This window comes from Amycolatopsis sp. WQ 127309 (assembly GCF_023023025.1).
Classification (GTDB): Bacteria; Actinomycetota; Actinomycetes; order Mycobacteriales; family Pseudonocardiaceae; genus Amycolatopsis.
The window spans coordinates 8,228,764-8,245,779 of sequence record NZ_CP095481.1; the positions used below are offsets into that span (position 1 = coordinate 8,228,764).

A 17,016-nucleotide genomic window follows, 5' to 3' on the forward strand; every position below is an offset into this window, starting at 1 on the left:
CGTTTGCTTCGTCAAGTCACCGACTGGTGGGGAGCGCGATCATGAGCAGCACCGAAGAGCAGGTCAGGGCGGTGGGACGCCGGTGGGCGGAGGCCGAGGTGCGGGGCGACACCGAGGCGCTCGGCGCATTGGTCGCCGGCGGCTTCCGGCTGGTCGGCCCGGTCGGGTTCGTCCTGGACGGGCCGCAGTGGCTGGCGCGCTACCGCACCGGCGAGCTGGTCACGAAGTCCCTCGACTGGCGTGACGTCGAGGTGCGTGAGTTCGGGGACACGGCGATCGCCATCGGCGTCCACGAGCAGACCGCGTCGTTCAAGGGCGCGCCCGCGGACGGGAAGTTCCGCGCCACGCACGTCCTGGTGCGCGAGGACGGCGGCTGGCGGCTGGCCGGGATCCACCTCAGCGCGATCGGCGGCCCGCTGCCGTTCACGCCGGGAGCCGCGTGATGGGCGTGGAGCTGGCCCACACGATCGTGTGGGCGTCGGACCGGGAGGCGTCGGCGGCCTTCCTGGCCGGGATCCTCGGCCTGCCGGTGGGGCCGGTGGCGGGGCCGTTCCGGCAGCTGCGGCTGGCGAACGGCGTCACGCTGGACTTCGCGACGGCCGAGGGCGCGGTGCAGGGTCAGCACTACGCGTTCCTGGTCGGCGACGAGGAGTTCGACGCGGCGCTGGCTCGGCTGCGGGCGGCGGGGACGCCGTTCTGGGCCGACCCGTTCCACCGGGTGCCGGACGAGATCAACCACGAGCTCGGGGGCCGGGGCGTCTACTTCGCCGACCCGGACGGGCACAACCTGGAGCTGCTCACGCGGGCCTGAGGGCGGCGCGGTCCGAGCACGCTGGTCACGGTCGTTTCGCCGGGACCCGGGGATCGGTGGCTTCGACGTGGAAGACGCGGCCGAGGGAGACGAGGCCTTCGTCGAGGTGGCTGAGGCTGGAGAGGACAGCCCGGGTCTCGGCCTGCTCGACGCGGTCGGAGACCGGGGTGCCGTCGTCGCGCACGAGCGTGCCGGGGGTGGGGCCGCCCGGTGAGTCGAGGGCTTTGCGGAGGACGTCGATGTTGGCGAGCAGCCGGCCGGTGAACAGCCGGAGCCGGTCGACGTCGCCGCCGGCGAGCTGGCCGGGCTGGGCGCGAGCGGCGACGTGCCGGGCGCGGAAGGCGATGGTCTCCAGCGTGGTGAGCACGTGCCAGCCGTAGTCGCGGCGGGCGCTGCGCAGGTTGACCGGGTGGGTGAGGGGTTCGATCGTGGTGCGGACCTGCTCGACGGCGCGGTCGAGGTCGCGGGAGAGCTCGATGATGTTGACGTTCTCCTCGCCGGCGAGCAGGCCCTCGGCGTGTTCGAGGAACTCGGTGAGTTCGTCGAGGACTTCGGTGATGTTGTCGAGCATGACCGAGCGGGTGCGCACCGGGACGATGACGACCGCGGCGAGGATCCCGGCGGCGGCGCCGACGGCGGTCTCGGCGACGCGGATCCAGAGCACCGCGAAGCTGAACGTGCCGAGCAGGCTGTAGAGCAGGCCCAGCATGCTGGTGACGAAGAACGCCATCACCACCTGCGAGACGCGTGCGGTGTAGACCATCCCGAACACGCAGACCAGGATCAGGGCGAGGGTGGCCGGGGTGCTGCCGGCGACCAGCAGGGCGAGCAGGACGCCGCCGAAGATGCCGATCAGGGTGCCGCCGAGGCGGCGGACGCCTTTGACGAAGGTGGCGCCGGCGCTGGAGGCGCCGATGAAGACCACGAACACCGTGAGCACGGCCCAGTACCAGCGCTGGTGGGAGACGAGTTCGCCGCCGAGCACGGCGAGCCCGCCGCCGACGACGGCCTGGATGGCGCTGCGGGTCTGGTTGTCGTAGGCGAACTTCCGCGTCGGCTCGTCGTCGTCGGTTTCGGCGTCGAGCGGGTCGGTCGAGGTCTCCGGGTCGGCGGCGCGCTGGGCTCGGTCGTCGGCCAGGGCCAGTTCGGCCAGGGCCTTGCGGACGCCGTCGCCGGGCGCGGCGTGTTCGTCGATCCGGCTGCCTTCGACGAGCATGCGGCTGTACTCGCCGGTCTGGCTGATCAGCGGCAGTTCGCGCGGGTCGCGTTCCATCAGGGCGCGGAAGCGGGCGAGCCGGGCGATGAGGTCGTCGCGGACTTCGGCGGTGAGCTCGTCGGAGCAGGTGCGCTGCACGGTGCTGGCGAGCCACTGGACGGCGAGCTCGACCTCGATGGCGCGGCGGCGGAGCCGGTCGGTGGCGCGGGCGTCGACGACGTCGGGGGCGGCGTCCTCGATGAGCAGGACGCACTCGTGGAGCCGGCTGATGGAGCTGCGCAGCTGCTTGCGGGTGCGTTCGCTGCCGTTGACCGCGAGGTGGGCCTCGGTGGCGCGGACGACGGCGGCGAGCCGGGCGCGGAAGGCGCGGCGGACCCGGAGGAACTCGGCCTCGGGGTTGCGGCGCAGCAGCACGAACCGGACGACGGTGTTGGCCAGCACGCCGACAGCGAGCGCGAGCAGCAGCTGCGGGACCTGCTTGAGGTGGGTCTGCAGGAACATCGGGAAGAAGAACAGGAAGAACCCGATGGAGCCGAGCGCGGTGCCGCGGGGGCCGAAGCGCTGGGCGTAGACGGCGACGAAGATCAGCAGGACGAAGACGATCGTGTCGAGCGGCGGCAGGACCGAGCCGAGGCTGGCGACGGTGATCGACGCGGCGCCGGTGAGGAACGCGAGGGCCAGGGTGCCGGCCTGGCCGCCGGGGGTGGCGTCGTTGACCGTGAACGCCGTCATCATCGCCGCGATCGCGCCGACCAGCATCACCGTCAGCGGCAGGTGCGCCGGCAGCAGCGCCCCGACGGCCAGGATGATGCCGAGGACCGCGGAGCCGGCCAGGCGCAGCCGGACCAGGCCGGGGTCGGCCGCCGCGAACCGGTCGAGCGCGGCGGTGCGGAGGTGGTTCATCGGGCGAGCAGCTCCCACTGGGCGAGGGCGGCCCGGCGGCCGCGGGTGGCGGTGATCCGCAGCCGGTAGCGCGCGTGCGCGGCCGGGGTGGCGAGGACGAACGGGCGGGTCTGGCGGCGCCAGCGGAACAGTTCGCCGGTGCGTTCGTCGAGTGTCGTCCAGTCGGTGCCGTCGTCGGAGCCTTCGAGGGTCCAGGCGCTGGGGTCGCCGCGGCGGGTGCCGGAGGTGAGCGTGTACATCGTGACCTCGCGGGGGTCGCCGGTGACGGTGAACTCGACGACCGGCTCGGCGCCGCGGAAGGTGACCTGGGTGCCGGTGGTGTCGTCGAACAGCGCGCCCAGCGTGCGGGTGCCGTCGGAGCTGGTCGCGGTGCCGGTGAGGTCGGTGACCGGGGCCGGCTGTTCGGCGGGCGGCGGCGGGGCGCCCCAGGTCGTCGGTTCGGTGGTGAGGTCGAAGACGAGTTCGGCGCCGCCGGCGAGGGTGGCGTGGGAGATCGTGGTGGCGTCGTGCGGGGCGCCGTCGACGGTGAGGCCGCGGACGTAGACCGTGTCGTCGGTGTTGCCGGGTGCGTGGACGACGAGCTTCTTGCCGTCGCCGAGGTGCACGGTCGCCTTCTCGAACAGCGGCGAGCCGATCGCGTAGCGCGGGCTGCCGACGGCCAGCGGGTAGAAGCCGAGGGCGCTGAAGAGGTACCAGGCGGACATCTCGCCGTTGTCCTCGTCGCCGGGGTAGCCCTGGCCGAGCTCGCTGCCGAGGTAGAGCCGGCGCAGCACCTCGCGCACGACGCGCTGGGTCTTCGCGGGTGCGCCGGCGTGGTTGTAGGTGTAGGGGATGTGGTGTGAGGGCTGGTTGGAGTGGCCGTACTGGCCCATCCGGACGTCACGGGCTTCGGTCATCTCGTGGATGAGGCCGCCGTACGCGCCGGGTCGCTGCCCGGTTTCGGGGGTGGCGAAGAAGGTGTCGAGCTTGGCTTCGAGGCCGGCGTTGCCGCCGTGCAGGGCGGCGAGGCCGGGGCCGTCGTGGGGGGCGGTGAAGGCGGTGTTCCAGGCGTTGGTCTCGACGAAGTCGCCGCCCCACGCGGCCGGGTCGTAGCCCTCGGGGGCGAATTTGCGGCCGCCGTCGCGCTTGCGGCCCTGGAAGAAGCCGATCTTCGGGTCGAAGTGGTGGACGTAGTGCTGCGCGCGCTCGCGGAAGTAGGTGGCGTAGTCGGCATACATCCGGGCGCGCGGCCCGTCACTTTCACGTGAAAGTGCCGTCGAGAGGTTGGCGAGGCCGAAGTCGTTGATACAGCCTTCCAGGGCCCAGGAGAGTCCTTCGTGGACGGACGTCGGCGTGTAGCCGAGGAAGATGGACCGGTCGAGGCCCTTGCGGCCGACCGAGCGGTGCGGCGGGGTGACGGTGGCGTTCTTCAGGCCGGCGTCGAAGGCGGCCTCGACGTCGAAGCCGCGGACGCCCTTGAGGTAGGCGTCGGCGAACGCGACGTCCGAGCTGGTGCCGGTCATCAGGTCGGCGTACCCCGGGGACGACCACCGGGAGATCCAGCCGCCTTCGCGGTACTGCTGGACGAACCCGTCGATCATCCTTCCGCAGTGGGCCGGGGTGAGCAGCGCGTACGCGGGCCAGGTGGTGCGGTAGGTGTCCCAGAAGCCGTTGTTGACGAACATCTCGCCGTCCACGACCTTCGCGCCGGTGCGCTTGCGGGTGCTCGGCCACCGCCGGGGCACGACCGGGCTCGCGTGCCGGATCCCCTTGGGCGTGTTCTCGTGCGCGCTGTTCGGGTACAGGAACAGCCGGTAGAGGTTCGAGTAGAGCGTGGTGCGCTGGTCGTCGGTGGCGCCTTCGACCTCGATCCGGCCGAGCTGCTCCTGCCACCGCTCCCGCGCCTGCGCCCGGACCTGCTCGAACGTCGTCCCGGCGGGGATCTCGAGTTCGAGGTTGCGTTTGGCCTGGGCGAGGCTGATCAGCGACGTCGCGATCCGCAGCGTCACCTCGGGGCCGTCGAACTCGAAGTAGCCCGAGACGCGCCGCCAGGGCCGGCGGTACTTGGTGCCGCGGGTGGCGGGGGCGTCGGTCTGGGCGTAGACGAACATCCGGCGCGCGCCGGCCGAGAGGCGGCTGCGGACCCAGGTGTGGCCGGTGACGACGCCGGTGTCGGCGTTCAGCCGCAGGCCACCGCGGTGGCCGACGTTGTCGAACAGCAGCCAGCCGTGCTTGTCGGGGAAGGTGCACCGCAGGATCGCCGCGTGGTCGGCCGGTGCGAGATCGGCGGTCATGCCGTTGGCGAACCGGACGCCGTAGTGGTGCGGCGAGTCGGTCTCGTCGTCGTGGGAGAAGGCGAGCGCGCGCTTGCGGCGGTCCGGCTCGACCGGGCCGGTGCCGGGCATGATGTGGAAGGTGTGCCGGTCGCCCATCCACGGGCTCGGCTGGTGGCTCAGCGCGAACGCCTGCAGCGCGGGACGGTTCTGCTCGTCGTTGTGGCGGTGGTAGGAGTAGATCCAGTTGGTGACGCCGGCGTCGGTGACCGGGGTCCAGAAGTTGAACCCGTGCGGCACCGCCGTCGCGGGGAAGTTGTTGCCGCGGGAGTAGTCGCCGCTGGAGTGCGTGCCGCGGGTGGTGCGGACGAGGTCGGCGGGCTCGCGCGGCGCGTCCTCCCGCTCGGTGATCCGGACGTCGTCGAGCCAGCCGGTGATCTCGCCTTCGGGGGACGCGGTCCGCAGCACGATCCGGGCGATCCGGCGCCCGGCGAACGCGCCGAGCGCGCGGCGGACGGGGTTCCACTGGTCCACCCACAGCGTCTTGTCGTCCACGGGGTCGAACCCGGCCGACGTGCCGTCGGCGAACTCGACGTCGAGGCTGACCCAGGTCGCGTGGTAGGCCGGGATCTCCCCGTCGGACCGCGGGAAGACCACATAGGACAGCTCGGTGCGGTCGGTGACGGGTGCGTCGAGCTCGAACAGGACACCCCGGGGACGCGCGGTGTAGCGCAGGGCGTGGGCCCCGGTGAAGCCGACGCCGGTCTTGGCCGTGGGGGACCGGTCCGGCCCACGATCGACCCGCAGCGCGGGGTCCACCGGCTGCGGGTCACCGGTTTCGAAAGAGGAGAAGAACACGGCGTCGGACATGTGCCCACCGTATCGGCCGAACGGCGTAGCGTGTGGCCCGGCAGACTCGACGCAGGGGGAGGGGCGCGTGGGCACGCACACCGTCCGGCACGAGGGCGCCGACCTCAGCTACGACCTCCGGGGCGCCGGCCCGCTCCTGCTCCTGATCGCCGGCCTCGGCGGTGACGCCGCGCGTTACGCCGGACTCGCGGAGCAGCTGTCGGACGACTACACCGTGGTGACCTACGACCGGCGGCGCACCGGGCGCAGCACCGGCCGCGACACCGACTTCGACCTGGCGCAGCAGGCCCGGGACGCCGCCGCGGTCATCCGCTCGGCCCGCCCCGCCACGGCCCGCGCGGTGGTGTTCGGCCAGGGCGGCGGCGGGTCGATCGCGTTCGAGCTGGCCGCGCACCAGCCGGACGTCGTCACCGAGCTCGTCGTCCACGACGCCCCCAGCCTGGCGCTGCTGCCCGACGCCCCGCAGCGGCTGGCGTTCGCCCGGCAGGTCCGGACCACCTACACGCAGCGCGGCGCGGTCCCGGCGCTGGAGCTGCTCGGCGCGTCCCCGGCCGACTTCCCCGAACCGGCGGCCGCCGACTACTTCCTGCGCCGGGAGTTCCTGCCGATCGCCCTGTCCACCCCGGACCTCGACGCCGTCCGCCGCACCGGGATCCCGGTGGTCACCGCCGCCGGCGCCGGCAACCGGGACGCCTGCCACGCCCAAGCCGCGCGGCTGCAGGCCGAGCACCTGGCCTGCCGCTACGTCGAGTTCCCCGGCGACCACCTCGGCTTCGTGTCCGAACCGGGCCCCTTCGCCGAGACCCTCGCCAAGGAACTGGCCGGCCTGCGCCGCCCCTGACGAAAGCCGTGAAGGCCTCCTTCCCGGCTTTACGGCCGGGAAGGAGGCCTTCACGGCTTTGCTCGGGCGGGGCGGCCGAGGTCGGCCGGTGTTTCGGAACCGAGGCCGAGCACCAGGTACCGGCGGCCACCGGTGCGCCCGCCCGGGAAGTCACCCATGATGCGGCCCAAGGTGTTGCGCCACCGGCGCAGCAGCACGTCCCGGTACGCCCCGGCCTGGTAGCCCGGCTCGTCGAAGGCGAACGCGCGAGCCGCGGCGGGATCCGGCAGGTCGAGGACGTGGACGCTGCCGGTGGGCGTGTCCCCGTCCATCGTCGGGCCGCGGGCGATCATCGGGTCCATTCCGAAAGCCGTGAAGGCCTCCTTACCGGCGGTAAGAGCCGGTAAGGAGGCCTTCACGGACCTGACTACTGCGGGACTAGATCTTCGCGCACTGTCCGGCGGACGGGCCGCGGACGGTGTTCGGCAGGTCGTAGTCCGTCGGGGCCGGCGAGTTGATCGCACACGCCAGCGGGCCGCCGATCGTGCTCGACGTGAGCACCGGCCCGTGGTTGCCGGTCAGCGCCACCGGGCCGCCGACCGTCGTCAGCTCGATCGACACCTGACCGGTCACCCCGGTGATCGCCACCGGGCCGTCCACCTTCGTGCGGTTGAGCACGACCTGGGCGGCACCCGTCGCGGCGAGCGGGCCCTTGATCTCGCCGCCGCGGACGATCAGCGAGGCGCCGCCGCCCACGGTGACCGGACCCGAGACCGTTGCGTCCTGCAGGCACACCGTGCCGCTCGAAACTGACAGCGGCCCGGACGACGCACCCGTGATCGTGCGAGTGCAGGAGGCGTCCGGCTTGCCCAGCAGCTCGAACTCGGCCAGCTGCGCCGGGGCGCCGGTGCTGGTCGCGGTGACTTCGAGCTTGTAGTAGGCGTAGTGCGCCGGGTTGGCCACCTTGAACGCGCGGGTCTGCTGCCGCCAGGCGAAGCTCTGGTTCGTCTGCTGGTCCGCGACCGCCCACGTCTTGCCGTCGTAGGAGCCCTTCAGCGTCCAGCTTTTCGGGTCACCCGCACCGGTCTGGGACGTCAGCGTGTAGTGGCTGACGGCTTCGTCGGTGGAGCCGAGCTGGTACTGCAGGGTGCCGGTGACGGCGGCCTGGGTGCGTGAGGTGTTGTCGAGCAACGCCCCCGCGTCGGAGCCGTCCGAAGTGGACAGCGTGCCCTTGCCGGGACCGGTTTCGTCGTGCAACGGCGTCGGCACCGCGTTGTCCTTGGTGATCGACGTCGGCGCGTCGTTCGGGGCGGTGCCCCACTTCGACGGGTTGGGGCCCATGTCGAAGTCGATGACGCCGCCGCGAGCGATGACGTCCTGCGGCAGCGACGTCGAGCTGTAGGCCTTGCCGTTGACCTTGACGCCCTGGACGTAGACGTTCTTCGCGCTGTTCTTCGGCGCGTTGATCACCAGGTCCTTGCCGCCGGCCAGGTGGATCGTCGCCTTCTTGAACAGCGGCGACCCGATCGCGTAGTTCGGGCTGCCCATCTGCAGCGGGTAGAAGCCCAGCGCGCTGAAGATGTACCACGCGGACATCTCGCCGTTGTCCTCGTCGCCGGCGTAGCCCTGGCCGATCTCGGCGCCGTTGTAGAGCCGCGAGAGCGCTTCACGGACCTTCGCCTGCGTCTTCGACGGCTGACCCGCGTAGTCGTACATGTAGAGCAGGTGGTGCGAAGGCTGGTTGGAGTGGCCGTACTGGCCCATCCGCACGTCCCGCGCTTCCCGCATCTCGTGGATCACGCCACCGTAGGAACCCGGGTAGTTGGCGGTCTCCTGGTCGGCGAAGAACTGGTCCAGCTTGGTCGCCAGGCCCGCCTGACCGCCGTAGAGGTTGGCCAGGCCCTTGCCGTCCTGCGGCACGGTGAACGCCATGCCCCAGCCGTCGGTCTCGGTGTAGTCGCCGCCCCACGAGCGCGGGTCGTACTGGTCCTTCGTCTTGGTGAACTTGCCGCTGGCGTCCTTGCCCTGGAAGAACCCGACGCTCGGGTCGTACAGGTTCACGTACTGCTGGGCGCGGCTGGTGAAGTACTCGTAGTTCTCCTGGTACTCCGCCTTGCGCGGGTCGTTCGGCGCCGCCTCGTCGGCCAGCTTCTTCGACAGGTTGGCGATGCCGAAGTCGTTGACGTAGCCCTCGATCGCCCACGAGAAGCCCTCGCTGGCGGTGTTGGGCGTGTAGCCGAGGAAGATGCCCTGGTCCAGGCCCTTGCGCCCGACCGCCGAGTTCGGCGGCGTCACCGTGGCGTTCTTCAGCGCCGCGTCGTAGGCCGACTTGACGTCGAAGTTCTTGACGCCCTTGAGGTAGGCGTCGGCGAACGCGACGTCGGAGCTGGTGCCGGTCATCAGGTCCGCGTAACCGGGGGAGGACCAGCGCGCGATCCAGCCGCCGTCGCGGTACTGCTGCACGAACCCGTCGACCATCTTCCCGGCCATGTCGGGCGTGAGCAGCGAGTACGCCGGCCACGTCGTGCGGTAGGTGTCCCAGAACCCGTTGTTGACGTAGGTCTGGCCGTCGACCACCTTCGACCCGGTCTGGGTCGCGGTGTCCGGGCCGGTCTTCGGCGACACCGGGCTCGCATACTTGTAGGCGGGCTTGGCGGCGGTGCCGGTGTTCTCGAACCCGGAGTTCGGGTACAGGAACAGCCGGTACAGGTTCGAGTAGAGCGTCGTGAGCTGGTCCTTCGACGCGCCCTCGACCTCGATCACCTTGAGCTGGTCGTCCCACGCCTTCTGCGCGGCGTCACGCACCGAGTCGAACGTCGCGGCCGGGGCGATCTCCATGGCGAGGTTCTTCTTCGCCTGGTCCAGGCTGATCAGCGACGTCGCGATCTTCATGTTCACGGTCTTGTCGGCGCCCGCGGCGAACCGCAGGTAGCCGGTGACGTTGTCGCGGCCCTGCCCGGTGAGCTTGCCGCCCGCGGTGACCGGCTTGTCGAACGCCGCGTAGACGAACATCCGGCCCGCGCCGGCTGACACGTTGGTCTCGGTGTATCCCGAGAGCGTGCCGGTGGCGGGGTCGAGCGTGAGCCCGGCGGAGTTGTTGACGCTGTCGAAGATCAGGCTCGAGTCCGCGCCCGGGAACGAGAACTTCATCATCGCCGCGTGGTCGGTCGGCGCGATCTCGGTCTTGATCCCGTTCTGGAACTGGACGCCGTAGTAGTGCGCCCGCGCGACCTCGTCGCTGTGCTTGAACGGCAGCGCCCGCGCGTCGCGGTTGGCGTCGGGCACCCCGGTGGCCGCGGACGGCATCACCTGGAACGCCTCCCGGTCACCCATCCACGGGCTCGGCTCGTGGCTCACGCTGAACGCCTGCAGCTGCGGGAGGTTCTGCGCGTTGTTCTGGGTGCTGTAGTTGTAGAGCCAGCTGCTCGACCCGGCGTCGGTCACCGGCGTCCAGAAGTTGAACCCGTGCGGCACCGCCGTGGCGGGGAAGTTGTTGCCGCGGGAGAACGTGCTGTTGGCCATCGTGCCGCGCGTGGTCACGACGTTGTCGCTCGGCCGGGTGCTCGACGGCGGCGTCGGCGTGGCCGAGACCTTCACGTCGTCCAGCCAGCCCTGCAGCGTGCCGGGGCCGTTCGGGTTGTCGTACCCGACGAGGATCCGGTCGATGGTCTTGCCCTTGGCGACCGAGCCGATCGCCGAGCGCACCAGGTTCCACTGGTTGGCGTAGAGCACCTTCGAGGCGCCCTGGCCTTCCGGGGTCAGCGGGAAGCCGTACTGGTCGGTGGCGCCGAGGTTGCGCAGGTAGGTGCCGTCGGTGAAGGCCAGGTCGATCGCGACGTTGGTGCTCGGGTACTTCAGGTCGCCGGTGATGAACTGCGGCTGCACCTTGTACGAGAGCTCGGTCGAGGCCACGACCGGGACGTTGACGTCGAAGACCTTGTTGTACGACCAGCCGTGCCCGGCCTCGGTCTGGCTGCCGGAGTAGCGGAACGCCTTGAGCCCGGTGAAGCCGGCGCGGTTCTTGTTCGTGTACCCGCCGGTCGGGCCGGAGTCGGTGAAGCTGCGCATGTTCGGCAGCGGCGGCGGCGTCGGGTCGTCGTTGGCCAGCAGCAGCTCGGCGGCCTGCAGGATGTCGCCGCCGTTGTTGGCCGTCACGTTCAGCCGGAAGAACTTGTACGGCGCGCTCGGCGCGGCCAGCTTGTAGTCCTTCTGCTGGAACCGGGCGCCGAACGTCTGGCCGGCCTGCTTGTCCAGGTCCGTCCAGGTCTGCGCGTCGTCCGACCCCTGCAGGGTCCAGTCCTTGGGGTCGCGCTCGTCGTGGTCGTTGGCCGAGGTGATCGCGTAGTGCGTCACCGACGTGGCCTCCGACAGGTTCACCTGCGCCCACGCGGTCGGGTCCCAGGACAGCCACTTCGTGTCCGACGTGCCGTCGACCAGGTTGGCGACGACCTCGCCGCCGTCGGTGTTCTCACTGCTCGCGCTGGTCTCGGTGACCTTGCCGCGGATGTCGCCGGGGATCGCGGTGCCGTTCGCGCCGTTGACGCCGAACGCGCGCGGCTTCCCGGCCGCGTCGGTGTCGACGGTGTCGGTCCACGTCGGCTGGGGGTCACCCGGCTCGAACGAGGACGAGAAATCAGCGGGAAGGGCGTCCTCGGCGGCGTAGGCGGCCGCGGGGAGGGCGACCAGGCCGGCGGCGACCACGGTGGCGGCCAGCATCATGGCGACCGGTGGTCTGGCGCTTCGGGGCATCATTGCTCCAAGCTCTGGAGGGGATGAACAACGGCACCGCGCGACGGGGGAAACCGGCGGCGCGATAGGAAGACAAACGCGCGGGTGACATCGATGTCAAGACCGGTCGGCAAACCTGGCCAGAACTGGACAACCCAACCACCGGGGGACCTGGTGAGAACGGTCCGGACCATCGCCGTGGTCGTGACGCCCCTGCTCGTGACCACCGCCTTCACCCCGGCGGCCACCGGCTCCACCGTCCGGCCGAGCACCGCCTGCGGCGATCCCGCCCGGTCGCGCGGTAAAACGGTCACGCGGCTCCGGGGTCGTCGCTAAAGTCGTGATCATGTCGACCCCGGAGCCCGCCGACCGTGTCCTGTCCCGCGCCTCGCTCGCCGAGGGCAACCCGACCGCGTGGTTCGACGAGCTCTACACCGCCGCCGCCCGCGGTGAGGCGGAAGTCCCGTGGACCCGCGGCAAGCCCCAAGCGGACCTGGTGACCTGGGCGGCCGAGCACCCCGGCGAGGGCCGCCGCGCGCTGGTGGTCGGCAGCGCCCTCGGCGACGACTCCGAGCTGCTGGCCGCCGCGGGGTGGGCGGTGACGGGCTTCGACGTCGCCCCGACCGCGGTCGAGGCCGCCCGCGCCCGCTTCCCGGAGTCCGCGGTGGACTACGTCGTGGCGGATCTGCTGAAGCCGCCGGGGGAGTGGCACCAGGCGTTCGACCTGGTCGTGGAGATCATGAACGTCCAGGCGATGCCCCGCGACTTCCGCCCCGCGGCGCTCACGTCGCTGGCCGGCTTCCTCGCCCCGGGCGGCACGGCGCTGGTCAGCGAGGTCGCGGAGGAGAGCACGGACGTCGAGACGTGGGTCAGCCCGCCGTGGCCGTTCAGCCGCGCGGAGATCGAGTCGATCGCCCAGGACGGCGTACGCCTGGTGAGCCTGGGCACGGTCCGCGACGGCGCCCGCCACTGGGCCACCTTCACCCGGTAACGCGCCCGGCCCGCCCGCGACTCACCGGGCATGTGGGCCGTCATCGGAGTCTGGGACATCGCGCCGGAGAAGATCGACGAGCTGCGCGCCCAGGTGCCGCTCATGGCCTCGAGCAAGGTCGGCACCCCGGGGTTCGTCCACGGCACCTGGACCCTCGACGGTCACATGATCCAGGTCTACGCCGACGAGGCGAACGCGCGCCGCTACCACGACGACATGCTCGCCCGGGGGTTCACCGACCAGCCCGGCGTGCGGTGCGTCGTGTGGGCCGTCGCCGAGGTCGGCGCGGAGTCCCAGGTCTAACAGCTCTCCAGGAACCGGGACAGCACCCGCGTCCCGAAGTGCAGGCCCTCCACCGGGACCCGCTCGTCCACCCCGTGCGCCATCGCCCGGTACGGAAAGCCCGCCGGCAGCCACAGCGGCGCGAAACCGTAGTTCACGATCCCGAGCTGGGCGAACGCCTTCGCGTCGGTGCCGCCGCCCATGCAGTACGGCACCACCACGGCCTCGGGGTCTTCGGCTTGCAAAGCCGCGGCCATCGAGGCGAACCACGGCGAGTCCACCGGGGCCTGCACCGGCGGCTGGTGCGCGACGAACTCGCGCGTGACGCCTTCGCCGAGCAGCTCGTCCAGCGCCGCGAACAGCGCGTCCTCGGTGCCCGGCAGCACCCGGACGTCGACTTGCGCGGTCGCCGTCGTCGGGATCACGTTCACCTTGTAGCCCGCGTCCAGCATCGTCGGGGTCGTGCTGTTGCGGACCGTCGGCACGACCAGCCCGCCCGCCGGGCCCAATGCCGCCACTGTGGCGTCCACATCGGACAGATCCACCGGAATGCCCAAGGCCGCGCCGGTCCGCTCCAGGAACGCCTGCACCGTCGGCGTCGGCGACACCGGCCATTGGTGCGCCGCGATCCGGTGCAACGCGTCCACCAACCGGGTGACGGCGTTCTCGTCGTTGGGCCGCGACCCGTGCCCGGCGCGGCCGCGGGCGGTGAGGCGCAGGTGCGCCGTGCCGCGCTCGGCCGTCCCGACCGGGTAGAGGTGCACGATCCGGCCGTCGGCGGCGGGCACGTGGTAGGTGTAGCCGCCCGACTCGCTGATCGCCGCCGCACAGCCCTCGAACAGCTCCGGGTGCGCCGCGACCAGCCAGTGCGCGCCGTAGTCGCCGCGGTCTTCCTCGTCGGCGACGAACGCGAGCACGACGTCACGCCGCGGCCGCACCCCGCCGGCCAGCGCGGCCAGCACCATCGCGACGAAGTCCTTCATGTCTGTCGCGCCGCGGCCCCACAGGTAGCCGTCGCGGACCTCGCCGGCGAACGGCGGCACCGACCAGTCCGCCGCATCCGCCGGGACGACGTCGAGGTGGCCCTGCACCAGCAGCGCGGGCAACGACGGGTCGGTGCCCGCGACGCGCGCGATCACGCTGGCCCGGCCGGGCGCCGCCTCGTAGATCTTCGACGGGATGCCGAGCCCGTCCAGGAACGCGGCCACGTATTCCGCCGCCGGCCGCTCCGGCGAAGCGTCACCCCCGCCGCGGTTGGTGGTGTCGAACCGGATCAGGTCCGCGCAGAGCTGGACGACGTCAGCCATAGATGCCCTGCACCGCCCCCGCCGCGATCGCCGTCACGACCTTGAACGCCTTCATCGCCTCGGTCATCGTCACCGCGTCGAACCCGACCCGGCGGACGCCGATCTGCTCCACCGTCGGGATCACCGCGGTGGCCTGGGCCAGGTGGCTCGCGTCGAACTCGACCTCGATCCGGTGCGGCCCCACCCGCCGCTCCAGGCGGCCGGCCTGCGCCATCGCGTCGGCCGCCGCGGTCGTCAGCAGCTCCGCCGTGCGCGCGGGCGGCAGGCAGATGGCCGCGTACCGGCTGACGCACTCCTTCACCTGGACCAGCTCCGCGTCCGGTGCGTAATCACGCGCGTCTTCGCACGTTTCGTCGTCACCCGAAACGAGCAGGACGGGCACGCCGTACTCCGCGGCCATCGCCGCGTTCAACCGGCCCTCGCTCGCCGGGACGTCGTCCAGCCACACCCCGGTGATCTGGTTCTCCAGGTAGGTGTGCGACAGCACCCCGTCGAACCCGGCACCGGCGTGGTAACCGAGGAAGACGACACCGTCCACACCGGAGTCGACGCCCTGCATCATCGACAGCGGCTTGTGCCGCCCGGTCAGCAGCCGCGCCCGCGGGTCGAGGTCCTCCAGCAGCAGGTTCCGCTGCGAGGAATGCGCCTCGTTCACCAGGACGTCGCCGGCCCCGGCGTCGAACAGCCCGGCCAGCACCGCGTTGACGTCGCCGGTGAACAGCCGCCGGAAGCGGTCCCACTGCGGCGAACCGGGCACGACGTCGTCGGTCCAGGTGACGCCGGTGGCGCCCTCCATGTCCGCCGAGATCATGATGCGCATGCGGGGCACTCTAACCAGCCCGCGCGACCCGCGAGCACCGAATCCCGCCTTCCGAATGTCACGCAGCGTGAACTTTGTCCGGTCGATAACGATCGGACACCTGCCGAGGTGGCAACATATTGCGCGGTTGTCCGGGTATGTGGTTACTTCTCGTCCTTGGGGAGGCTCACAGCGAGAACGATGGGGTGGTTTTTGGTGCATTTCCAACGCAGACCCGGCCGGTTCGGCCGCGTGGCGGCGATCGTCGCCGTCGCGACACTGGGGGCGATCCCGCTCGCCGCGCCGGCGCAGGCGCAGCAGGGCAAGGTGCTGCGGGTCGCGCTGACCACGGGTATCGACCACCTGAACCCGTTCACCGCGTCACTGGCGGCATCCACCCAGGTGGGCCGGTTCATCTACGAGTTCCTCACCATCCCCTCGGCCGAGACCGCGCAGGCCTCGCCCGCGCTCGCCGAGTCGTGGACGCCGTCGGCGGACAAGCTGACCTGGACGTACAAGATCCGCTCCGGCGCCAAGTGGAGTGACGGGCAGCCGGTCACGGCCAAGGACGCCGCGTTCACGTTCAACCGGATGCTGACCGACGAGAACGCCCGCACCGCCAACGGCAGCTACGTGACCAACTTCGACACGGTCACCGCGCCCGACGACACCACGCTGGTCATCAAGACCAAGACCGTGCAGTCGGACATGAACCTGCTCGACGTCCCGATCGTCCCGGAGCACATCTGGGCGCCGATCAAGGACCTCAACGACCCCAAGACCGACGACATCTCGGTCGTGGGCGTCAGCGACGGGCCCTACCAGCTCACCGAGTACAAGCAGAACGAGTACGTCAAGTTCAAGGCCAACAAGGACTACTGGCGCACCGCGCCGAAGGTCGACGAACTGCAGCTGCTCATCTTCAAGGACGCCGAGGCCGCGGTGAACGCGCTGCGCCAGGGCGAGGTCGACGTCATCAACCGGCTCACCCCGACCCAGTTCGACTCGCTCAACGGCCAGCCGAACATCACGACCAACGCCGCCCCGAGCCGCCGCTACGACGAGATCAACCTCAACTTCGGCGTCCAGAACAACCAGAACCAGCCGATCGGCAACGGCAACCCGGTCCTCAAGGACATCCGGCTGCGCAAGGCGATCGTGCAGGCCATCGACAAGCAGACGATCGTCGACCGGGTCGCCGGCGGCCACGCCCAGCTCGGCACCGGCATCGTCCCGCCGATCTACCAGGCCTACCACTGGGAGCCCGCCGGCGCCGACAAGGTCGGGTTCGACATCGCCGGCGCCAACACCGCGCTCGACCAGGCCGGGTACGTCAAGGGCGCCGACGGCGTCCGCGCCGCGCCCGGCGGCGCGAAGCTGGAACTGCGGCTGACCGGACACGCGAACCGGCCTTACGACCAGCGGCTCGCGCAGTACGTCTCCGGCTGGCTCAAGGACATCGGCATCACGGTCAAGCAGGAGCTCGTCTCCGACGACGAGCTCAACGACCGCACCACGGCCGGCAACTACGACCTGGCGATCTCCGGCTACGCGACGAACCCGGACCCGGACTCCGCGCTGCAGCTGCACACCTGCGCGGCCCGGCCGAACGCCCAGGGCAAGGGCGCCACGACCGACACGTTCTTCTGCGACCCCGAGTTCGACGCGCTGCGCGCCAAGCAGCTCACCGAGACCGACGACACGCAGCGGGCCGCCACGGTGAAGCAGGCCCAGGCCCGCCTCGCGAGCCAGGCCGTCAACGTCGTGCTCGACTACCAGAACGCGCTCGAGGCGTACCGCTCGGACAAGTTCTCCGGCTTCGCCAAGCAGCCGCAGCCCGAGGGCGCGATCCTCGAGCAGTCCGGCTACTGGGGCGTCTACGGCGCCACCCCGGCCGGCACCGAGGCCTCGGCCGGCTCCGGCGACAGCGGCACGGTCGTGTGGATCGTCGTCGGCGTCATCGTCGTGGTGATCGTGGCCGGCGGGCTCGTCATCATCAGCCGCCGCAACAAGACGTCCGAAGACCGCGAGTAGCGC

Annotated in this window: 12 protein-coding genes; 6 read left to right on the forward strand and 6 right to left on the reverse strand. The window is 71.2% G+C overall.

Features of this window, described 5'->3' with window-relative positions; all coding sequences use genetic code 11:
* Nucleotides 1-41 precede the first annotated feature (41 nt).
* Nucleotides 42-443, forward strand: a complete 402-nt coding sequence (locus tag MUY22_RS36490; protein WP_247051725.1) for a nuclear transport factor 2 family protein — start codon at nucleotides 42-44, stop codon at nucleotides 441-443.
* Nucleotides 443-811: a VOC family protein gene (locus tag MUY22_RS36495; RefSeq protein WP_247051726.1), complete on the forward strand. Its 369-nt coding sequence runs from the start codon at nucleotides 443-445 to the stop codon at nucleotides 809-811. Before MUY22_RS36490 ends, MUY22_RS36495 begins: the two co-directional genes overlap by 1 nt.
* Nucleotides 812-836: 25 nt before the next feature.
* Here MUY22_RS36495 and MUY22_RS36500 read toward each other — a convergent pair whose 3' ends face one another.
* Nucleotides 837-2,930, reverse strand: a complete 2,094-nt coding sequence (locus tag MUY22_RS36500) for an FUSC family protein (protein WP_247051727.1) — start codon at nucleotides 2,928-2,930, stop codon at nucleotides 837-839.
* Entirely contained in the window at nucleotides 2,927-6,052 is a 3,126-nt protein-coding gene (locus tag MUY22_RS36505) for a GH92 family glycosyl hydrolase (RefSeq protein WP_247051728.1), read from the reverse strand. The genes MUY22_RS36500 and MUY22_RS36505 overlap by 4 nt, the downstream gene beginning before the upstream one ends.
* Before the next feature lie 67 nt (nucleotides 6,053-6,119).
* Between MUY22_RS36505 and MUY22_RS36510 the strand changes: the two genes are divergently transcribed.
* Nucleotides 6,120-6,893 (forward strand): alpha/beta fold hydrolase, encoded by a 774-nt coding sequence (locus tag MUY22_RS36510; RefSeq protein ID WP_247051729.1) that lies wholly within the window; start codon nucleotides 6,120-6,122, stop codon nucleotides 6,891-6,893.
* A gap of 50 nt (nucleotides 6,894-6,943) precedes the next feature.
* Here MUY22_RS36510 and MUY22_RS36515 read toward each other — a convergent pair whose 3' ends face one another.
* Nucleotides 6,944-7,396, reverse strand: coding sequence for a YciI family protein (locus tag MUY22_RS36515; protein ID WP_256474745.1), 453 nt, complete (start codon nucleotides 7,394-7,396; stop codon nucleotides 6,944-6,946).
* Nucleotides 7,311-11,621, reverse strand: a complete 4,311-nt coding sequence (locus MUY22_RS36520) for a GH92 family glycosyl hydrolase (RefSeq protein ID WP_247051731.1) — start codon at nucleotides 11,619-11,621, stop codon at nucleotides 7,311-7,313. Before MUY22_RS36520 ends, MUY22_RS36515 begins: the two co-directional genes overlap by 86 nt.
* A 325-nt stretch (nucleotides 11,622-11,946) precedes the next feature.
* Between MUY22_RS36520 and MUY22_RS36525 the strand changes: the two genes are divergently transcribed.
* Together MUY22_RS36525 and MUY22_RS36530 are read left to right on the forward strand one after the other, a co-directional pair.
* Complete coding sequence (locus MUY22_RS36525) at nucleotides 11,947-12,591, forward strand: bifunctional 2-polyprenyl-6-hydroxyphenol methylase/3-demethylubiquinol 3-O-methyltransferase UbiG (protein WP_247051732.1); 645 nt, start codon at nucleotides 11,947-11,949, stop codon at nucleotides 12,589-12,591.
* A 30-nt stretch (nucleotides 12,592-12,621) separates the two neighbouring features.
* Nucleotides 12,622-12,894 carry a hypothetical protein gene (locus MUY22_RS36530; protein ID WP_247051733.1) on the forward strand — a complete coding sequence of 91 codons (273 nt, stop codon included), beginning with the start codon at nucleotides 12,622-12,624 and terminating at the stop codon, nucleotides 12,892-12,894.
* On the opposite strand, the gene MUY22_RS36535 is transcribed toward MUY22_RS36530, so the two are convergent.
* Nucleotides 12,891-14,180, reverse strand: coding sequence for a M20/M25/M40 family metallo-hydrolase (locus MUY22_RS36535; protein WP_247051734.1), 1,290 nt, complete (start codon nucleotides 14,178-14,180; stop codon nucleotides 12,891-12,893). The two genes, MUY22_RS36530 and MUY22_RS36535, sit on opposite strands and share 4 nt — an antisense overlap.
* Nucleotides 14,173-15,000 carry a M55 family metallopeptidase gene (locus MUY22_RS36540; RefSeq protein WP_247051735.1) on the reverse strand — a complete coding sequence of 276 codons (828 nt, stop codon included), beginning with the start codon at nucleotides 14,998-15,000 and terminating at the stop codon, nucleotides 14,173-14,175. Before MUY22_RS36540 ends, MUY22_RS36535 begins: the two co-directional genes overlap by 8 nt.
* A gap of 180 nt (nucleotides 15,001-15,180) precedes the next feature.
* On the opposite strand from MUY22_RS36540, the gene MUY22_RS36545 reads away from it, so the two are divergent.
* Nucleotides 15,181-17,013, forward strand: a complete 1,833-nt coding sequence (locus tag MUY22_RS36545) for an ABC transporter substrate-binding protein (RefSeq protein WP_247051736.1) — start codon at nucleotides 15,181-15,183, stop codon at nucleotides 17,011-17,013.
* Nucleotides 17,014-17,016: the final 3 nt, after the last annotated feature.

Excerpts from the sequence above, each read along its gene's own strand:
- MUY22_RS36540 (WP_247051735.1), bottom strand. The coding sequence starts at position 15,000 with ATGCGCATCATGATCTCGGCGGACATGGAGGGCGCCACCGGCGTCACC.
- MUY22_RS36535 (WP_247051734.1), bottom strand. The coding sequence starts at position 14,180 with ATGGCTGACGTCGTCCAGCTCTGCGCGGACCTGATCCGGTTCGACACC.
- MUY22_RS36490 (WP_247051725.1), top strand. The coding sequence starts at position 42 with ATGAGCAGCACCGAAGAGCAGGTCAGGGCGGTGGGACGCCGGTGGGCG.
- MUY22_RS36495 (WP_247051726.1), top strand. The coding sequence starts at position 443 with ATGGGCGTGGAGCTGGCCCACACGATCGTGTGGGCGTCGGACCGGGAG.
- MUY22_RS36530 (WP_247051733.1), top strand. The coding sequence starts at position 12,622 with ATGTGGGCCGTCATCGGAGTCTGGGACATCGCGCCGGAGAAGATCGAC.
- MUY22_RS36505 (WP_247051728.1), bottom strand. The coding sequence starts at position 6,052 with ATGTCCGACGCCGTGTTCTTCTCCTCTTTCGAAACCGGTGACCCGCAG.
- MUY22_RS36545 (WP_247051736.1), top strand. The coding sequence starts at position 15,181 with ATGGGGTGGTTTTTGGTGCATTTCCAACGCAGACCCGGCCGGTTCGGC.
- MUY22_RS36525 (WP_247051732.1), top strand. The coding sequence starts at position 11,947 with ATGTCGACCCCGGAGCCCGCCGACCGTGTCCTGTCCCGCGCCTCGCTC.
- MUY22_RS36520 (WP_247051731.1), bottom strand. The coding sequence starts at position 11,621 with ATGCCCCGAAGCGCCAGACCACCGGTCGCCATGATGCTGGCCGCCACC.
- MUY22_RS36500 (WP_247051727.1), bottom strand. The coding sequence starts at position 2,930 with ATGAACCACCTCCGCACCGCCGCGCTCGACCGGTTCGCGGCGGCCGAC.